Raw genomic sequence first — 18,070 nt, forward strand, 5'->3', positions numbered from 1 at the left:
TCATTTTGTTTTTAGCTCAGTAAATTTAAAAAATTCTGATATTTAAATTGCACTCCTTCTTCAATCAATACCAACGTTGTTGTATGAGAATAGTTGCGTAATTTAAGTACTAAATTTAGTAAATAATTCACAGATAGAAAGGCTGCGAGGACTTTCGCAAATAAGCTAAAACCAGTAATTATTTTTATGCGTTGTTGGCAATTGGCTTTTGTTTCTCCATCTTGTCAGATAGTTACCCTTAAATAAATTGACATAGAACTAGTCTTTTGAGCATTGCTTTTATAGTTGGTTCTATTGACTAATTCTCTAAATTCTTTTAGTTGGTTCCTTACATTTGAATAGACTCAATGTGTTTATTAAGTCTATGATTACAAGGCTAAAGAATATTTAGTTCTTTTTAGTTTAATACATACTAATCATTAAACTGTACAAGTAATAACTCACTAGTAATAAAACTATAAAAGATTTTAATGTTCATATGATAACTGGAAGCCATAGACTCAGTACTACTTTTTAATTCTTCAATTTTTTGTTTATCATAATACATTCCATTTTGTATAATTCCATAAATTTCTTTTGTATTGCTTATAAACTTTAATGGATTTTTATCAAGAATCACCATATCTGCAAGCTTCCCAGTTTCAATACTTCCTAATTCGTATTCTTTGTTAGCATACTCAGCAGGGATCATAGTTGCTGCTCTTAAAGCTTCGATATTCGATAATCCAGCATCTACTAAATCTATTAATTCTTGATGGACACTAAAACCAGCAAACGTATAGGAGTCTGTAACGTCCGTGCCAACCATAATTGGTACTCCGAGACTATTGGCTTTACTCACTAACTCTTTAGATTTTCCATAAAATTTCTCACTAATGATATGGTTAGGATGAGCCAAATTCCTCTCTTTATTACCTGAAATATCAAATGACCACCACAGTTTTTTTCTTGCTATAGAAATATATTTTGTCATTGAATTATTTAAAAATTCCTCTTTATGAGCATTCGCTTCAAATTTAAGAGTCTGTAGCGTAGGCGTCCAATAGGCATTTTCTTCACTCATTAATTGCATGAGTTCTTCAGCTTTTCGGTCATCAAATTGATCGATCATCTCATTTTTATACAAACTATAGTTTTTACGCCAGTTTAGACTCAATCTTAAACTATCTGCATGGGGAAAGCAATCATACATAAAAATGCGTCCATGTTCAAAGCTTTTTTGTCCTGCTTTTATAGCTTCTTCTAGGCTTATAAATATGGGTTTATGACCTGCTAAATGCATATTATATTGCGAGGCTTTTTTGGCTAATTCTCTGTAAGATTCAGGTTTTATCTGTTGATAGATTTTTATGAAGTCTACCTGTTCTTTTTTATAAAAATCTAAAAAGGGTTCAACATCTTTTTTGTTATTTAGTTTGAAGAAATTTGGCACGCCATTTGGAACCGATTGTTCACCATCTATCTGGTAACTACCCTGTAATACATATCGAGGCGTAACACGCTTCTTGTTTTGTAAATCTTTATTCCATTGCAGTCTGGTCTTACTTCCTACCCAATAGGCATCCTCTTTATCTAGAGTCCCAGACATATCTCTAATAGTGGTGACCCCATTTGCAATGTATAAAGGATGATGAAGCCATTCAGAATGCACATTAGAATGCGTGTGCATATCCCAAAGTCCAGGAATTACATATTTTCCTTGGCCATTAATGATAAAGATTTCATCAGCACTGTTAACGGAACCAGAAATTCCGATTTCTGTAATTCTATTACCTGTTATTTTTATGTCTTGGTCTTTAATTAATGTTCCTGATTCTATATCAATAACGGATATCGATTTGATTAGTATTGTCTCGTGTATTTCAGGCACTTCAAGATTTTGAAGCGGCCAATACACACCGGCAAAAAAAAGTAGTACTAGTCCCATAATTAGTAATGAGGTTATTTTTAAAACCCTAAAAAGTTTCCGTTTCATTAATTATTTTATTTTAATGTCTTATATACAGATTTTCTAAAGTCTTTTCTAACTTTCAAAGAGTGCCATCCTCCTAATTGTGTCATCATCAAAGCAGCAAAGCCTTCTTTGGGATCAATTATAAACGTAGTTGAATAAGCACCTTCCCAATAATAACTACCTTCACTATAGCATTCATTAAATGTTCCATTCTCGGTAATTATATTTAGACCAAATCCAAACTTATTGCCTTTACCTAAAATAGGATAAAACCCTTTAGGATAATCAATGCCTCCAATTTGATTTGTAGTCATCATTTCAATTGACTTCCTTGATAGGATTCGTTTGTCTTCATAGATTCCATTATTGAGAAGCATTTGACAAAACCTTATATAATCTGAAGCTGTAGAAATTAATCCACTTCCTGCCATAAATACTTTTGTTTTGTACTCTTTTTTCAAATCGAGTTCTTTGTTAATCCCTTTAAGGCTATCGCCTTTTTTTGAATATGCTCTAACTAATCTATCAATGCTTTGACGATGTGCATCAAAACCTGTACTAACCATGCCTAAAGGCTCAAATATGTTTTGTTCTAAGTAAATTTCTAAATTTTGATTAGTAACAACTTCAATTAAGTATCCAAGAACATCTGTAGATGGGCCATAGGTGAATTTTTCTCCGGGTTGATGAACAATTGGCATGGAGCTTAAATCTTTCATAAAGCTAGAAAGGCTTTCGTGTGTAGGATTAGAAAAAGACAAACTTTTCTCTTTGTACAGTTTTGAAATTATAGGGCCATCGTAAGCAAAACCAGCAGTCTGATTTAGTAGCTGTCTAATGGTTATTTTTTTTTCAGTGCTTTCAAGTGTATAATTTTCAGAAGAACGATCTTCAATAATCACTTTGGTGTCTTTAAAAATTGGAAGATAAAGCTCTATAGGATCATCTAAATCAAAATTGCCATCTTCATATAATTTCATGATGGCAACAGTTGTAATAACTTTTGAAAGTGATGCGATTTTAAAGTAGTCATTGACCTCCATATCTCTTTGAGATTCTAAATTGGATTTTCCTTTATTTGTTGCGTATAAAATATTGTCTTTGTCTGCGATTAAAATTACAGCTCCAGATAAATTATTGTCATTTATATTTGATTGTAACCAAGTGTCAATCGTTTTTAAATTTTCGAATTTTGGATTTTGAGCTTCCGTGGATTGATAGAAACTACATGCGATTGTAAATAAAAATAGTGCTCTTCTCATAGTGTTTGTTTTATATTAATACCACAAAAAGAACCTATGTATAAAGATAAATAAGCAAGTATTTATAAATCACAAAGACGAATTTATAAATTCGTCAGACGTAAGACTATGCATCTCGATATTGAGAAGGTGTTTTGAATTCAATTTTTTTGAAAGCCGAATTAAATGAAGACATGCTGTTGAAACCTACATCATAAGCTATTGAAGCAATCGTAAACCGTTTCTCTTTATCATTAGAAATGATTTTTTTCGCTTCTTCAATCCTAAATTTATTGATATAACTATTAAAATTATAACCTGTTTCTTCATTGATAATATGAGACACTTGATGTATACTTAATGATGAAATTTTTCCAATTTTATTCAAATCTAAATTTGAATCCAAATAGAGTTTGTCTTTTCTAATGACATTATCAATACGTTTAAACAAGCTACTATCATTTGAATCACTTTTAAAAACCATTCCATCATAATTAATAACGCCCAATTTAAAAGCAATAAATGTGAGGATATATATGGTGATGCTGTATATAATTGGGCCTAAAATATAAGGTACCCTATCTTCGAAAATATTTAGAATATAGCTAAACCATATGATCAGTACTCCAGCGATAACATATCTTGACCAAATTAGTACTGTGTTTTGCGATTTAGTTAATGTATGGTTTTCTTTTTTTAATATCTTTTTTACGATTTGCCAAGATTTGAAAATATAGAAAGCTAAATGACTATACACAAAAGCCAGAAGGATAAAAGCCCAAAATTCACCGTGTTCAATAAACCATTCTTCGGTAGCAAGAAAACTCATGATAAGCATTAACACGAATGGCCAAAAATAATGGAAATTCGTTTTTTTTAGTTGGTAATTAGGAATTGTTAGAGACTTAATATAAAAGTAGAGTAATGGGCCTATTAGTAGTAAAAAAGACAAACCAATAAATATAATAAAGAAATCTACATCTTTAACAAAATTAAATAATACTGATTTACCTACCCTTAAAGCCATTAATAGCAGCATTATAGCCATCAATGATTTTGCAAGTGTATTTTTTGTTCTGTTCGTTAGCAGAAACAATGAGATTAGAATACCATGGATTAATCCAGCTCCACTAATTATAATTAAAATAATATCTAAGCTTTCCATTCACATCTTTTGGTAGAATAATTATAGGCAGAAACATAAGAGGCAATGACCTAATAGATCGCTTAGAGGTTCTATATGAATTTTAATATTTGCCACTAAGAAGAAAACAATCAATAATTTCTTTAGTCATCATTTATTTAAACTGTAAACCAGGTTTAATTTTTTAGTCAAATGTTTTACAACGTGTTTGTATATGGTTTGTTGCATGTTTTAAGTACTAAAGCTAGTAAATAAATCACAGATAGGAAGTCCGCGAGGACTTTCGTAAAAAAGCTAAAAGCAGCAATTAATTTTATACTGTGACATGTGCAGTTTTTACTTCATCAGTTCTATTATTTTGTTCAAACCGAATGCAGATAAATATATTCCAAATCCATAAAAACAATGAGTTATCAGACTTTTAAATCGTGCTATGTTTGGGGCAGGTAATTTTGAACCAGCTATTCCAATACCAAATGATGGTTGCATTAAAAAGAATGGTGCAATTATAGTAACTAAACCAATTAATATTGCCGGCTTTAATGTTGGGTTTTCAACCCACTCCTTTCCGTAAATTAAAACAAGTAAAAAAACAAAAGTTATTCCAATCGCATAGTGCGCAATCCAGCCTATTAATTTTTCATAAGGAAATGGCGTTGTATCAAATATTTTGTTGTGCCTCACTTTTCCTTTTGTTAGGTTTCCTACCCATCTTCCTAAAAACTTATAATCCAAAGATTTTATATTGAACAATTTCAATATAAATGCCCAGATATCCATTGTTAAAGTTGCTCCAATTCCGATTACTATAATTTTTATTAGTGTTTGCATCTTGTTTTTTTTTGGTAAATATATAATATTTTTTTATTATTGCAACAAAGTCGCATTAAATGAAAAGAAGAAAAACAGAATCAACAGATGAAATATACTCAATACTTAAAGAATCTAAATTAGCTTTAAGTCACGATATGGTTCAAGAAAAAATCTCAAATAATATGGATAGGGCGACTATCTATAGAATACTTAATCGTTTTTGTAAAGATAAAATCGTTCATAAAGTCAGAGGTGATGACGGAAAGCAATATTTTGCTTTTTGTTTTAATTGCCAACAAAAAACACATAAACATAATCACTTTCATTTTAGGTGCAAAAATTGTGGAAAAGTCGAATGTTTAGAGTCGGAAATAAAAATTGATTTACCAAAAAATTATGTCTTAGAAAATTTCAATGGTGTAATTTCTGGTGTTTGCTCAAATTGCACATAACGTCAAGGCTATGATTAGTACCGGAATTAAAAGTAGTGAACTTTCGATTAAGCACTTAGCCAAAACTTTTTATTTTGTTTTATCTTTTCTTCTTTAAAGCCAAATCAAAAGATTTGGCGGACTTGTTTATAAGCTCTAAACTTTGGGTACAGCGCCAAAACCCGTATTAACTATAGCCACTGTTGTAAGCCGTTTTTATTCCACAGTTGTATTCGGATTATGTCTAATTTTAAAGTTACAAGAATTAGCAATAAAGCACATTTTGTTAGCTTCTTCGTGTAATTCGTTCGCTTTTTCAATCATACTTCCGTCCGTTATTTTTACTTTAGGATTTAGAGTTACTTCAGTAAATTTGCTGTTTCCGTTATCAATTTCTTCCATTATTCCTGTTGCGTTGTCCAAATATTCAGTCACAATAATTTTGTTTACAGAACATAAATGCAAATACCAAAGCATATGACATGACGATAAGGAAGATAAAAAAAGGTCTTCTGGGTTATATCTCGTTTTATCTCCTAGAAAAGAAGGGTCAGAAGAACCGTTTATTTCACCATATTTTCCGTCAGCTATGATTTTATGATTTCTATTAAACGACTTGTAATTCAGAGTTCCTTTTCCTTCATTTCCTGTCCATTCAATTTTGATTTTGTAATGATGATTTTTCATTCTTAGTTCAAATTTTGTTGGTTTTTTCCAATGGCTTACAACGGTTAGTATATGAAAAGTAGGCGATTACAAAGCACGAAACTTTCGGATAAGCACAAAGTTTGATACGAGCCAAAAGCCTTGAATGTACTACTATTTCGCCTATTTTTTATATACATTGTTATCTGCTGGCTTTTCTCCAGTCTTTAGTATATAGTTCGGTATCATTTTGTTTGGTGGTGTACTTTCCCCATAAAGTGCATATGAATTGTAATTTCCGCCCGTAAACACGGTAATCATATCCAGTTCGGGCCAAATATTGATTTTTTGTCCACCGTTACCCGAAGCTAAATACGAATTATATTTTTGTCCATCAATTACAAAATATTTATGTTCCCACAAATACCCATAATCTCCTTCGTCCATATCAAATGTTTTGTTAATCCAACTTTCGGAAATTATTTGCTTGTCTTTCCATTTACCGCCATCTTTAAATAGCTTCGCTAATTTTATCAAGTCCCTAGACGTAATATACATTTGACTAAAATTATTTCTACTAGCCTGATTCGGTTCAAAAGTCCAAGCGTAATCTGAGATTCCCAAGGGGGTAAATAGGTTTTCTTTTGCAAAATCTTCGATGTTTTTATTTGTTACTATCTCAACTAAACTACCTAAAGTCAAAGCGCAACCTGTGCAATAGGATGATGATTTCCCAGACTCTGCGACCATCGGTAAATCGAGAGTGTATTTTACCCAATCCTTGCTTTCCATCATTGATTGCTCGTTTCCTTTGCTTTCAACATTATTATTTTCACAGTCCATACCGTGTCGGTACATTAAGAAGTTTTCTATAGTAATTTCTTTTTTTCTGTCATCCAAATTGGCTATTTCTGGGTATCTCGAATTGAAATAGGGCAAGAGTTTTTCTTTTTCACTTTTTATTAATCCTTTCTCAACGGCAATTCCAAGAATTCCGCTAATGAACGGTTTTGTGGCAGACCTTAATTGATGCGGTGTATTTTCATCATAACCGTAGAAATATTCTTCAAGTACCAATTTGTTATTCTTGTAAATCAAGATGCTGTGAACATCGGGAAATTTTCCTTTTATGGTTTCTTTGACCATATTGATTATAGGTTCGGGATTTTTGAATTCATCTTCTAAACTGCCCGTTTCTAGTCCATCTGTGGTTTTTTTTGGTTTGTGATAAACGTAGCTATCAGGATTATGTAATAATTCTTTTCTCGGGAACATTTCCATTTTTTCAATTTTGGAAGTAATTAGTTTAAATTCTAGTCCGTCAGTTCTGTAACCTTTAACTCGATTGGATTTGTCTCGTTCAAAAACGACTGGAACATCCTGAATATTTGTAAAACTATCCAAGGCGATATGTTTTAAAGGGTATTTCGCGCTATCTACGATTGCATAAAGTGTTGTGTCAAGTTCAGACGCTACAATGTCGAGCGTAGTTTTATCTACATATTCATAGTTCCCTTCATATTCACAAAGTTTTTCATAATCCGATTTTTCTTTAGGTGATGAACATCCAATTATTAAAGGAATCAGAAATAATAATTTTTTCATATGATTGTTCTTTGATTAATGACGATTGGATAATTTGAATGTTACATTTTTTTCAGCTTGCAGATAACGGTTAGTATATGATCATTATCCCGAAGGGTATGAATCATATACATTGTTACCATTTGTCATTTCATATTATTTAACTTTTGCTGTATTTCGCTTAAGATTTTCTTGTGAGAATAATTGGTACAATGACCTTTCATTGGTGTAAACTCAATCTCAGCATCAGACGTAGGGTTTGTAGTATTTGTCAGGAAGTCATCAAAATCTCTCATAGAATTATTCAGATAAAAGTTATCCATATCACCCATCCATATATGTATTTTTCCTTTAAGCTCGGGCCCAAGCTCAGCCCATTTAGCAGAAGTATACAGGAGCAGATCATATTTCTTCCAGTGCTCAGCAACTTCTTTGTCTATTGTCCCGGTTATAGGATTAAAAATCGGTTTCGGTAATTCATCGTCAGCTTTAGGACTGTACAGTGCATTCCAGGCTCCCCATTGCCCTCCGGAAGTCACGAACGTATTTGATGCTCCTAGAACATTTTCTTCTTTAATTTCTTGTTTTATTGAAAATAGAGGATCGCCATATTGATCTCTCATACTCGGACGTATATAGTCCCTGTCATTGTAGAACGCATTCTCATCTTCATAAATATTAACAAGCTGCATCTTTTCAAAACTGACCGGATCGGGACTGTAGGACCAGCACCCGTTGAAGCTCTCCGGATAAAAAAGTTGTAAGGCGAGTGATACCCACCCACCTGTGGAGCAACCATCAACAAAACGAGTATTAGGAGTTCCATCCATTCTAAATTGGTTCTCAATTTTTGGGATCAATTCTGTAATTAAAGCCTCCCCGTATGGGCCACTGTTTTCTGAGTCAAGTTGATAACTATCTCCATAGGGACCTTCGCCATCAAGAAAAACAGTAATGATTTGTGGCGCCTCTACTGAAGTCCACCAAGACATAAACTCTTTACGCTTAACGAGGGAATTGATTCTTGTGTAGCGACCTCCATAACCCGCTACATTATAACGAACAGGATATTTTTCATCGGGATTACTGTTATAGCCAGAGGGTAATAGCACCGATGCTTTTACACGCATAGATTTGGACCACCATTTGGATAACACCTTACTTTCCATCTCGAAGAATTTAACCAACTCATGGTCTTCTAATTCTCTTTGGGGTATGGTCTTAGATAAGGTTAATTCAATATTTTGTAATTCTTGTGTATTAACTTTTATGGGTTCACTATATAAATTGCCCGGAGTATTACTTCGCGATTCAGAATCCATGTTTTGATTCCAAACGGCCTGTATATAATAGACTCCATGGGGAACAGCCCTAAAACCCCATTCAGGAGTTTTCAACCAATCATTGCTGCCATCCAAGACCTTGTTTTGATTCTTATCCCAATTTTTTATGTTCATCCCAAAGGTTGATCCATTGCCATTAAAAACTGAGGCGTATCTGGGCTGAGATTCATCCGTTTCTGAGACATACAATAGCAACCTTCCATCAGATTTAAAGGATGCCTTAAGACTATCACTTACAGAAATGGAAAATGATAATTTTACATATACCTGTTGTGCAGCTACTTTTTGATTGGCTATAACAAGTAATAACAGAATGAGAAAATTTTTTAAATACATCTGATCTTTTTTTATAAATGGTAACGCCAAAGCTATACGTAGTGCGGGAGCAGAGCAGTACTCATCTTTCTTATTTTACACTTAGCTGAAGCAGTTTTTTTGTATTTATTTTTTATTTTAAAAGCCAAATCAAACTGTTTTGGCGGACCTCCTAAAAATACGCAAACCTTTTGATATTGACCAAGTCCCGCATTACGGATAGGTCTTGTTAGCGGTTTTATGTAACCCGAACCAAACGCTAAAAGACAAGCTATTCCTATATTACCCTTAGATTTTACCGCTTTTAACATGCAGTGATACACCTAAGTAGACATAAAAAAATTAAGAGGTATAGAAGGTTTATAAATACCGACAAGCCAAAAGTCCGTCCGTATATCGATTGCGCAACACTTGCGTTTTGGCGGTAAAAGGGAAAACCCCGAAAGCTGCTCTATTTTTAAAGCCTAGGCCACACTTAAAAGATGAACCAATGAAACTAGTACCGTAGATTTTTTGTTGCTCTTATAAACGTTCTGCTTGCGAAATGGGCAGGTCTTTTATAGGGTAAGCAGTAAAAAAGGGAAAGCCCCGAAGATTATCTTACTTCTTAGCACATATTACCGCTAACGTGTTTGTATAAGGTTAGTTGCGTGTTTGTTATTTTTCTTTGTAGGCATTCTTAACCATTCTTTTAACAATTTGTCTATGAAATGGCTTTATTATTCCCATATATATTTTCCCTTTAAAGTTATTGTACTCCACCAGAGTGATTACTTTAATGTTAAAAGAATCAGATTTGTCATTCTTAACTAATGCACGAAAGTTCAAATGAGAATCATCTGCCCCTAAAACTACTTCATTATCTGAAATTGAGAATATTTTAAAGAATTTCACATATCCGCCAATTTTGAAATGCTCATTGTAATCATTTGGCACTTCTGTTTTTAATCCAAATATGCCTGCAACTTTATTTCGTATTGTGAACAATGAATTAACCCACCTAGGTGTTGTGTTAAAAACCAAGTTCGTAATCTCTTCTATATTGTTTATGTGATTAGTTGTAGAAAAAGTATCGGAAAAATCAATTTTTAGCAGTAAACTTTTTTGATTATCTGTTAATGCTATTTTGTCTTCTATTACTTTTTTAATCATAATTGAAATCTTATTTCTCTGCTTACCTCGCTGAATTAACATGGAGATTAAGTTCTGTTCGGTCTAATGACACACAACGTTTGGTATATGGTTTGTTGCGTGTTTAAGCAACTAATTTAGTAAACAAATCACAGATAGAAAATCCGCGAAGATTTTCTTAAGTAGGCGAGGACTAGCAATAAATTATATACTGTGTTGGCATGTCGTTATGCTTTTTCCAATGTTTTCATTAACTCAAAACAACGTTTATCAATATTTCCCATATTGGGATTGAATGCTGATATATTTGATAGTATAACTATACCGTTTTTTGTCTTTTCGTCAAATACCATTGATGATGAATATCCACCTGTCCCGCCATTATGCCAGTACCAAATGTTTTTAGATTGGGATTTTAATAAATGCCATCCTAAACCAATATCCATAGTGTCATTTATTTCAAAGGTTTTCTGCCTTGTCAATTCTAAAGCCTTGTTTGAAGTGTTAAATTGAGCAATAACGAATTTCGATAAGTCCTCTGGCGTTGATAGTATTCCACCAGCACCAGCAAAAATTGAAAATTCCCAATTTGGAATCTCTTTTCCTTCATTATTTATTCCTCTTATTAAATGTCCTTTTACTTTATTAATATCTGCTGTTGCGTTTTGCATCTCGTCTTTGGAAAATATTTTATTCTGTAATAGGTTTCCATAAGTAGTATTTCCAATTTTACTTAACGTGTACCCCATTAATACTCCTCCTAAATTTGAATACTGATATTTTCCTTTATTTGACAATTCAAGATGGTTTATTAGATATTCCTCCAATTCTTTTTCCTTGTAATATTTATATGGATTTTCAATATTTACTTTTGCTAAATCTAAATTTGAAGGCAAACGAGGAAGTCCAGAAGTATGATTCGCTAAATTGATAAACGCTATTTTTATATTATTATGAAAAGGTGTTTTTAAATAATCATTGACATTATTATTTAGTTTAATTTTTCCGTCCATACCAAAATTAGCAAGTAGCGTGGATATAAAAACTTTTGAGACAGAACCTATTTCAAAGACACTTTTATGATTATCAATTGTCGAAATGGTATCATTATTCTTTTTTGTGCCGAATTAACTCACTTTTCCATTATTGATAAAAGCTATCGAAATTTGTGTTTGATCAGGAAAAGTCTTAGCGTTTTCAAATATTAATTGAGATTGCTTTTTGGAATACTATTTTCTCTAATAGATAAATTATTTATTACAGTTTCTGAAGTATTTTCTTCTGCAAAAGGTGTTACAGCAAAACCATTAATTTTAGAATTATGGTCTAAAGAAATATTTAGGGCGTAAATGGCGCTTTCAAAATTTATTTTGTAAACCGCAACACGCTCGTTTTTATAACTTACAAATTCTCATTTGCTTATGTTTCCAGCTTGTTTTTTCAAATTGGTTAAATAGGGTGTTAATTTATTTAAGGGCACTGCTACTTTCATATCGCTTGAAAACATAGAGAAAATAACTTCAAAATTGTTGGTATTGTAGTTTTTTTCAAAGGTATCTACAACGACTTTGTAAGTAGGTTTTTCAGTTTGTGCAAATGTTATGTTTGCAATCAAAACAAATAAGCTAGTAGATATAATTTTTTCATAATTGGTACTATTTTTTTCTTTTTAATTTTTTGAGAAACTTTTTTAATAATTGAGATATTTTGGATACATCTTTAGATATTGAGTCTTTTTCCCATTGGCTCACATTTCCTTTATACTGTTTCCAAGCCGATTTGATTTTTGTTACATCAGATTTAATTGAATCTTTTTCCCATTGACTCGTATTCGCCTTTAATTCTTCAATTAAAGTTGAAAATTGAAAATTAATTTTTTCTCCTAAGGATGAACTTCCCCATATTTCTTTTATGTCTTGCCAAGTTTCTCTTTGTTCCTGTTTTGCCATTTTATTTTAATTTAGGTGTTATACAATCCAATAATATTTTTTTTATTCTTTTCATTTTTACAGCAATGTGATTTTCAGTCAAATCTGTTATTGCTGCTATTTCTTTATAATGCAGTTCGTCTAAATGCAAAATAATAATTGACCCATCAACTGCATTCAAGAGGGAAATACATTCACGTAGTGCCTTGAACTTTATCTCTTCAATTGCATCTGGAATAGTTTCCGAAAGCTTAAACTGGATGGATTCTAATCGCGTGGTTTTGTTGTTCAAGCTTGCAAACTGCACTTTAGAACGATTGCATACATTTAGTGCAATTTTATAAACCCAAGTACTGATATTAGATTTTCCTTTAAATGTTGAATATGACTTCCAAATGTGAAATACTACTTCTTGGAAAAGATCTTGTGGTTCAATTGGTGAAATAGCATATATTCGACATATTCTGTAAATACGGGTCTTATTGTCTTCCAGAATCTGATTAAATAGTTGTTCTTCTTCTTTTTGCATATTATTTTTTTTCTATTTCCTGTTCTCTATTAACCTTAGTGACAAGAGTTATGAAAATATGACAAGAAAATTCAATTATTTTTCAGTTAGTCAGTTTTATGGTAGATTTTTTTGCCAGGTTTAATGAATGCCAACGATTAGTATATGGCGCGTTTTAATGCGCTATATACATCTTAAGTTTGATTCCTTAACTTTTAGGATATACATCAGAAAGAACAAAAGAGAGCATTAATGTTACTGTACACGGTGAAGCACTAGACTTCGACAACATTGATAATCCCCGCTCTTTTACTACTTAGACCACGTTCAGTTCTGTGAGACTTTAGATCTCGTTTTCAAGTTGTTGTGAGCAGAAGTAGCTGGTTCCTTCATACAATAGTACGTATGAATAAATATAACGAAACTTTCGGAGTCGACCTCAGTAAAGATGTCTTTGATGTACATGGTAGTACCGTAGGACACGATCAGTATAAAAATGATGAATCTGGGTTTCGGAAGTTCCTTAAAGCGTTACCGGATACTTCATTGGTTGTTATGGAAGCAACTGGTTATTACCATTATCGTCTTGCACAGTTTCTCTATAAAAATGGGATTACGGTATCGGTTGTGAATCCCTTATCCGTAAAGCGTTTTATACAGATGAAATTGGCCAAAGTGAAAACGGACAAGAGCGATGCCAGGGCCATTTGTAAATATGCTGTAATAATTGAAGAGAAGCTTCTTTCTTTGGTAAAACAAGACCAGCAACATCAGCTGACGGTACTAACTAGTATCCCTGGTATCGGAATCAGAACGGCTCTTTTTTTGATTGTTTGTACGGATGGTTTTAAGAAGTTCGAAACAGTATCTCAGCTATGTAGTTATGTTGGTATCACCCCAACCATACGGGAATCTGGTAGTAGTGTCAGAGGCCGTAGTAGAATTAGCAAGATTGGTAATAGAAAGCTGAGGAATCTACTATTCTTATGTTCGTTCAATGCCTGCAAACACAACAAGGCCTGTAAAGGAGTATATGAGCGAATCGTGAACAAGGGCGAGCGCAAGAAACTTGCCTTGATAGCCGTATCGATCAAACTGCTCAAACGAAGCTTTACTATAGCCAAATCGGGTAAGCCTTACAATGAAACCTATGTTTCTGTATTGCGAGTAAAGTAGTTGAAAATCATCTTTAATAAAGCTCAAAGAATCATTAAAGAGAATCTATGGGCCTAAAATACTAGTGTCTTGAATTAATGAAGAAAAGAGTTGTTTTTTACCTCAGTTCTTTGTTACCTACTGTTATTTTTAAATTTCTCCACTAATCAAAGAATTTATTTTTTCCTTATCAGTCTGAGATAAACCATTATAGAACTCGGTCAATTTAGATTTAATATGGGTTATTTTCACTACTCTGATTACCTTGGGAGCATTTTCCGCATCGCTCGCTCTTACCATAATGCCAAGTAATTGTCCATCCGAATTAAAGGCACCGCCACCGCTCATTCCAGCTAATCCCGTTGCTTCTACAAAAAATTCAACCAGAGAATTATAAGGAATATCACCTTCAGACTCTCCGGCAACTTTCCATTCATTAATTATTGTTGCAGCTTCCAAGTCCGAAAGAATTTTTCCTATAGCGACTGCTCCATTTGGGTAATTCTCTTTATCTTGAGGATAACCGACCAACATTGCATTTTCACCATCATAAGGCATGTTCCAGGTTTGGTCAAGTTTCGTTCGATTATATTGATCGTACATATCCAAAGGAGTATTGATTTGGACTAAGTTTGGATATTGTGGAAAGTCACCTTGCTCGACACGTTGATTATCAATAATCCCCAAATAAAAATCCTCAGATGGCAATATATTGGTATTGGTAGCAGACGGTGAAATATCAAAATGAATCAAGGGAAAATCTGCTATCAAAGTATTTCCCCAAACAATATTACCGTTAGTTGGCGGGATTTGTGAAGTTTCAAAAATTCCAAGGTTTTCAGAAGTTATGTCAAAAAACTCAGCATCTCTGGAACTCCAGCCACTAATATTATAAACATGATTTGCACTAATATATAAACCTAAACCATAGTCATTCTTTCTGCTCCAAATAGTTTTTGATGCAGGACCTTTTTTGCCAACACTACCCCTAACGATATGCAATAAGTCAATTAAATTTTGATTATCACCATTTAATATATCCTCGATTTTGGAAAGTCCAACTATATCAATTGACGAGGGCGGAGTAATCGGATTAGGATTATCATTGTCTTTTGAGCAAGATTGACAAAAGACAAATATACCTACCAAGATCAGGTTAATTAAAGACTTTGTTTTCATTTCTTATTAAATTATATGATGACAGTTTTCTCTACAAGGTTGCTTAATAGCTGGTAACGTTTTGGCTATGGTTAGTACGGGAGTTCAGAGAACTGAACTTTCGATTAAGCACTTAGCCAAAACTTTTTATTTTGTTTTATTTTTTTTGTTCTAAAGCCAAATAAAAAAGATTTGGCGGACTTGGTATAAAAGCACGAAACTTTAGGTTAAGTCCCAAAACCCTTATTAATTATAGCCATTGTTCTAACCAGTTTGATTACTCTAATTTTAGATTAATTCTATCTTCGGGTTTTAAATCCAATACTATTTCTTTTAATTCACGTGTCATCTTTCTAATTGGAAAAGTTCTCATATTCCCTAGTATGATAACAGTTAGTCTATCGTCAGAATATCTATGTAGATTAGACATAAATCCATCCATAGTTCCTCCGTGTCTCATTAAGGTTCCATTCTTATTACCTTTTCTTCTTTGATATTCTGTAATGCGAAAACCATAACTATAGTTACCGAATTCAGAATTTTCTCCATCAAACAGCAGGGATATGCTTTTTTCGGATAATAGTGTATTATTATATAAGGCTTGATCCCACTTATATAAATCTTCAACAGTAGAGAATATATCTCCTGAGCCTAAGGCATAAGAAACTATATTTTCGTCATTTTTAATCGCAAAAGTTGTTTTTCGATAGCCTTTTGCTCTTTCTTTTGGATATTTTGATTTTCTTTCAACACCAGAGTGGTACATTTTTAGTGGTTTGAATGTTTTTTCTTGTAAAACTTGGGCAAATGATTTACCTGTTACTTTCTCGATTGCAATTGCTGACAGCGTGTAATTAAGATTAGAATATTGATATTCAGACCCAGGTGTAAATAAGAGAGAAGATGTATTGATTATTTCAATAATTTCTTGAGAGCTTACATCTTTATCTTCAAAATCAACGATTCGTTCTAAATGAGGTACAAAACCTGATTGATGTTTAAGAAGAATATGTAGTGTTAAATTCTTTCCTAGGTTATCTTTAAGTTCAGGAATATACGTTCTAATAGGTTCATTTAAATCTAATAATCCGTCTTCAACTAATTGTAATACAGAGACGGCTACGAATGATTTTGTTAGAGAACCAATCAAAAACTGGGTCTCCGTAGTATTTTTTATTTTCTTTTCTCTATTTGCAAAACCATAAGCTTTGTTAAAAAGTATTTTTTCATCTTTTGCTACAAGAACAGCTCCTTGATAATCATCATTATCTACGTGGTTTTTAAGCGTTGTTTCGATTTTTTCAGATAGACTATCACTATTATGATAATTTTCAGCACTTTTTGAACTAAAAAAACCTAATATACTTATTAGTAATAAGGAAAATAAAATCTTTTTCATTGCGTTTTAGTTTTTAAATTAAAAAAGAATAAATGTCAAGAATTGTTCCGTTTTTTCTCAAATTGGTTACAACCGACGTTTGGTATATGGTTTGTTGGGTAGTTAAATACCTAATTTAGTAAATAAAAACTGAGTAGAAAATCTGCGAGGATTTTCGTAAGCAAGCGCGAACTAGCAATAAATTATATACGGTGTTGTAAAGCGTATTATTCGAGCTTCCCAATTAAGCCCCAACCATTTGCTTTGTCGATAACAGCGCAATGAAGTGTATTTTTACCTTTTTTTAAGTTCAAATATAATTTGTTAGCATTAATATCTATGTGTCCTTGGTATTGTAATCCTTTAGATCTAAATGCGTTATTACCACTAAAAATGGCTGTTCCATTTAGATAGACTATTATTTTATCACTATAATCAAATGAGAATAGCCTTACTTGATTGTTATTTGATTCAATACTAGTTGAAGCCACAGCATAGACTTCTTTGTTTTTTTCGAAATTACCTGACGATGGCTTTTTAATGAATTTTGAGAATGGAAGTAAACCAGAATTTTCGGTTGTAACAGTTGCGAATTTCTTTTTTGAAAAACTGTTGAAACTTAACTCGTCTTCAATAAATGGAAATGCTTTTGTAATATTCCACTGCGATATAAGGTTAGATTCTTTCTTGTTTTGAGTTTCTTTATTAGGTTTGCTAGTAACCTCTTTGCTAGTAACCTCTTTACTAGTAAATCTAAAATTTGAAAACCTATTATTAAATAGTGAAAATAAGCCTATTTCTCCATTGTTGTTTGCCGTTCTCAGATTATCTAGCGTAAGCATTTTTTCATCATTAATAAAAACTTCAGCAGTATTACTGTTTACTTCGATACGTAAGGTATTCCAACCCTTATTTTTAAAAGTAACATTGGCTTGGTATTCTTTATATAATTGCCAAGTAGGCTCTTCATTATAAGTTGGCGAGTATTGTATTGCATCAGCTTGGTTAGATTTATGAAGCCTCATATAGACTTCCTCCATAGTGTTTTGTTGCTTTCTAAAAATGATACCAGCAAAACTTCTATTTTTATTGGCGTATACATCAACCTCTATAGTTCCATTTGAGAATTGTTTGTTTTTCACAAAAGCTTTGCCATTCAGAAGAAGTGTTTCTTTATTGTCAAATGTTTCAAAAGTAGAAGTTCCTTTATGTATTTCCCAGTTTGAAGAATTCATAGGAATATCAGTGGCGTTATTTTGTGCATATGATAATTGCAAGCTAAGTAGGATGATAAACAAATTGAAGCAGAATAAATTTTTCATAGTATTTTCGATTTTTTAAT

The 18,070-nt window shown here is 32.5% G+C and carries 17 protein-coding genes; 2 read left to right on the forward strand and 15 right to left on the reverse strand.

Annotated features, from left to right (window positions below; all coding sequences use genetic code 11):
• Window positions 1-412: 412 nt before the first annotated feature.
• From Q360_RS0114970 to Q360_RS0114985, 4 genes are all read right to left on the reverse strand, one after another.
• The gene (locus Q360_RS0114970) at window positions 413-1,975 is read right to left on the reverse strand and encodes an amidohydrolase family protein (protein ID WP_084273465.1); all 1,563 of its coding nucleotides are present in this window, start codon (window positions 1,973-1,975) and stop codon (window positions 413-415) included.
• Between the two features lie 8 nt (window positions 1,976-1,983).
• Window positions 1,984-3,216 (reverse strand): serine hydrolase domain-containing protein, encoded by a 1,233-nt coding sequence (locus Q360_RS0114975; RefSeq protein ID WP_027077804.1) that lies wholly within the window; start codon window positions 3,214-3,216, stop codon window positions 1,984-1,986.
• Between the two features lie 106 nt (window positions 3,217-3,322).
• Window positions 3,323-4,360, reverse strand: coding sequence for a helix-turn-helix domain-containing protein (locus tag Q360_RS0114980; protein ID WP_027077805.1), 1,038 nt, complete (start codon window positions 4,358-4,360; stop codon window positions 3,323-3,325).
• 315 nt (window positions 4,361-4,675) lie between these two features.
• Window positions 4,676-5,170, reverse strand: a complete 495-nt coding sequence (locus tag Q360_RS0114985; protein ID WP_027077806.1) for a DUF2938 domain-containing protein — start codon at window positions 5,168-5,170, stop codon at window positions 4,676-4,678.
• A 59-nt stretch (window positions 5,171-5,229) separates the two neighbouring features.
• On the opposite strand from Q360_RS0114985, the gene Q360_RS0114990 reads away from it, so the two are divergent.
• Complete coding sequence (locus tag Q360_RS0114990) at window positions 5,230-5,604, forward strand: Fur family transcriptional regulator (protein ID WP_027077807.1); 375 nt, start codon at window positions 5,230-5,232, stop codon at window positions 5,602-5,604.
• Window positions 5,605-5,799: 195 nt separating this feature from the next.
• Here Q360_RS0114990 and Q360_RS0114995 read toward each other — a convergent pair whose 3' ends face one another.
• The 8 genes from Q360_RS0114995 to Q360_RS0115030 form a co-directional block, all read right to left on the reverse strand.
• Complete coding sequence (locus Q360_RS0114995; RefSeq protein ID WP_027077808.1) at window positions 5,800-6,270, reverse strand: OsmC family protein; 471 nt, start codon at window positions 6,268-6,270, stop codon at window positions 5,800-5,802.
• Between the two features lie 141 nt (window positions 6,271-6,411).
• Window positions 6,412-7,833, reverse strand: coding sequence for a serine hydrolase domain-containing protein (locus tag Q360_RS0115000; RefSeq protein WP_027077809.1), 1,422 nt, complete (start codon window positions 7,831-7,833; stop codon window positions 6,412-6,414).
• Window positions 7,834-7,958: 125 nt separating this feature from the next.
• Window positions 7,959-9,491, reverse strand: a complete 1,533-nt coding sequence (locus Q360_RS0115005; RefSeq protein WP_027077810.1) for an alpha/beta hydrolase-fold protein — start codon at window positions 9,489-9,491, stop codon at window positions 7,959-7,961.
• Window positions 9,492-9,523: 32 nt separating this feature from the next.
• On the reverse strand, window positions 9,524-9,781 hold the full coding sequence (locus Q360_RS0115010; RefSeq protein WP_027077811.1) for a hypothetical protein: 258 nt from the start codon (window positions 9,779-9,781) through the stop codon (window positions 9,524-9,526).
• A 346-nt stretch (window positions 9,782-10,127) separates the two neighbouring features.
• On the reverse strand, window positions 10,128-10,622 hold the full coding sequence (locus tag Q360_RS0115015; protein ID WP_169734660.1) for a DUF2867 domain-containing protein: 495 nt from the start codon (window positions 10,620-10,622) through the stop codon (window positions 10,128-10,130).
• A gap of 206 nt (window positions 10,623-10,828) precedes the next feature.
• On the reverse strand, window positions 10,829-11,701 hold the full coding sequence (locus Q360_RS24805; protein WP_084273466.1) for a serine hydrolase domain-containing protein: 873 nt from the start codon (window positions 11,699-11,701) through the stop codon (window positions 10,829-10,831).
• 555 nt (window positions 11,702-12,256) lie between these two features.
• Entirely contained in the window at window positions 12,257-12,550 is a 294-nt protein-coding gene (locus Q360_RS0115025) for a hypothetical protein (RefSeq protein ID WP_027077813.1), read from the reverse strand.
• Window position 12,551: 1 nt separating this feature from the next.
• Window positions 12,552-13,058, reverse strand: a complete 507-nt coding sequence (locus Q360_RS0115030) for an RNA polymerase sigma factor (protein ID WP_027077814.1) — start codon at window positions 13,056-13,058, stop codon at window positions 12,552-12,554.
• Window positions 13,059-13,442: 384 nt separating this feature from the next.
• Here Q360_RS0115030 and Q360_RS0115035 point away from each other — a divergent pair, with 384 nt between their 5' ends.
• Window positions 13,443-14,213 (forward strand): IS110 family transposase, encoded by a 771-nt coding sequence (locus tag Q360_RS0115035; protein WP_027077815.1) that lies wholly within the window; start codon window positions 13,443-13,445, stop codon window positions 14,211-14,213.
• Window positions 14,214-14,342: 129 nt separating this feature from the next.
• On the opposite strand, the gene Q360_RS0115040 is transcribed toward Q360_RS0115035, so the two are convergent.
• The 3 genes from Q360_RS0115040 to Q360_RS0115050 form a co-directional block, all read right to left on the reverse strand.
• Window positions 14,343-15,371 (reverse strand): serine protease family protein, encoded by a 1,029-nt coding sequence (locus tag Q360_RS0115040; RefSeq protein WP_027077816.1) that lies wholly within the window; start codon window positions 15,369-15,371, stop codon window positions 14,343-14,345.
• Window positions 15,372-15,627: 256 nt separating this feature from the next.
• Window positions 15,628-16,749, reverse strand: a complete 1,122-nt coding sequence (locus Q360_RS23515) for a serine hydrolase domain-containing protein (protein WP_051554751.1) — start codon at window positions 16,747-16,749, stop codon at window positions 15,628-15,630.
• Window positions 16,750-16,955: 206 nt separating this feature from the next.
• Entirely contained in the window at window positions 16,956-18,050 is a 1,095-nt protein-coding gene (locus Q360_RS0115050; RefSeq protein WP_027077817.1) for a family 16 glycoside hydrolase, read from the reverse strand.
• Between the last annotated feature and the right edge of the window lie 20 nt (window positions 18,051-18,070).

It is taken from the genome of Maribacter antarcticus DSM 21422 (assembly GCF_000621125.1).
In the GTDB taxonomy this organism is placed as follows: Bacteria; Bacteroidota; Bacteroidia; order Flavobacteriales; family Flavobacteriaceae; genus Maribacter; species Maribacter antarcticus.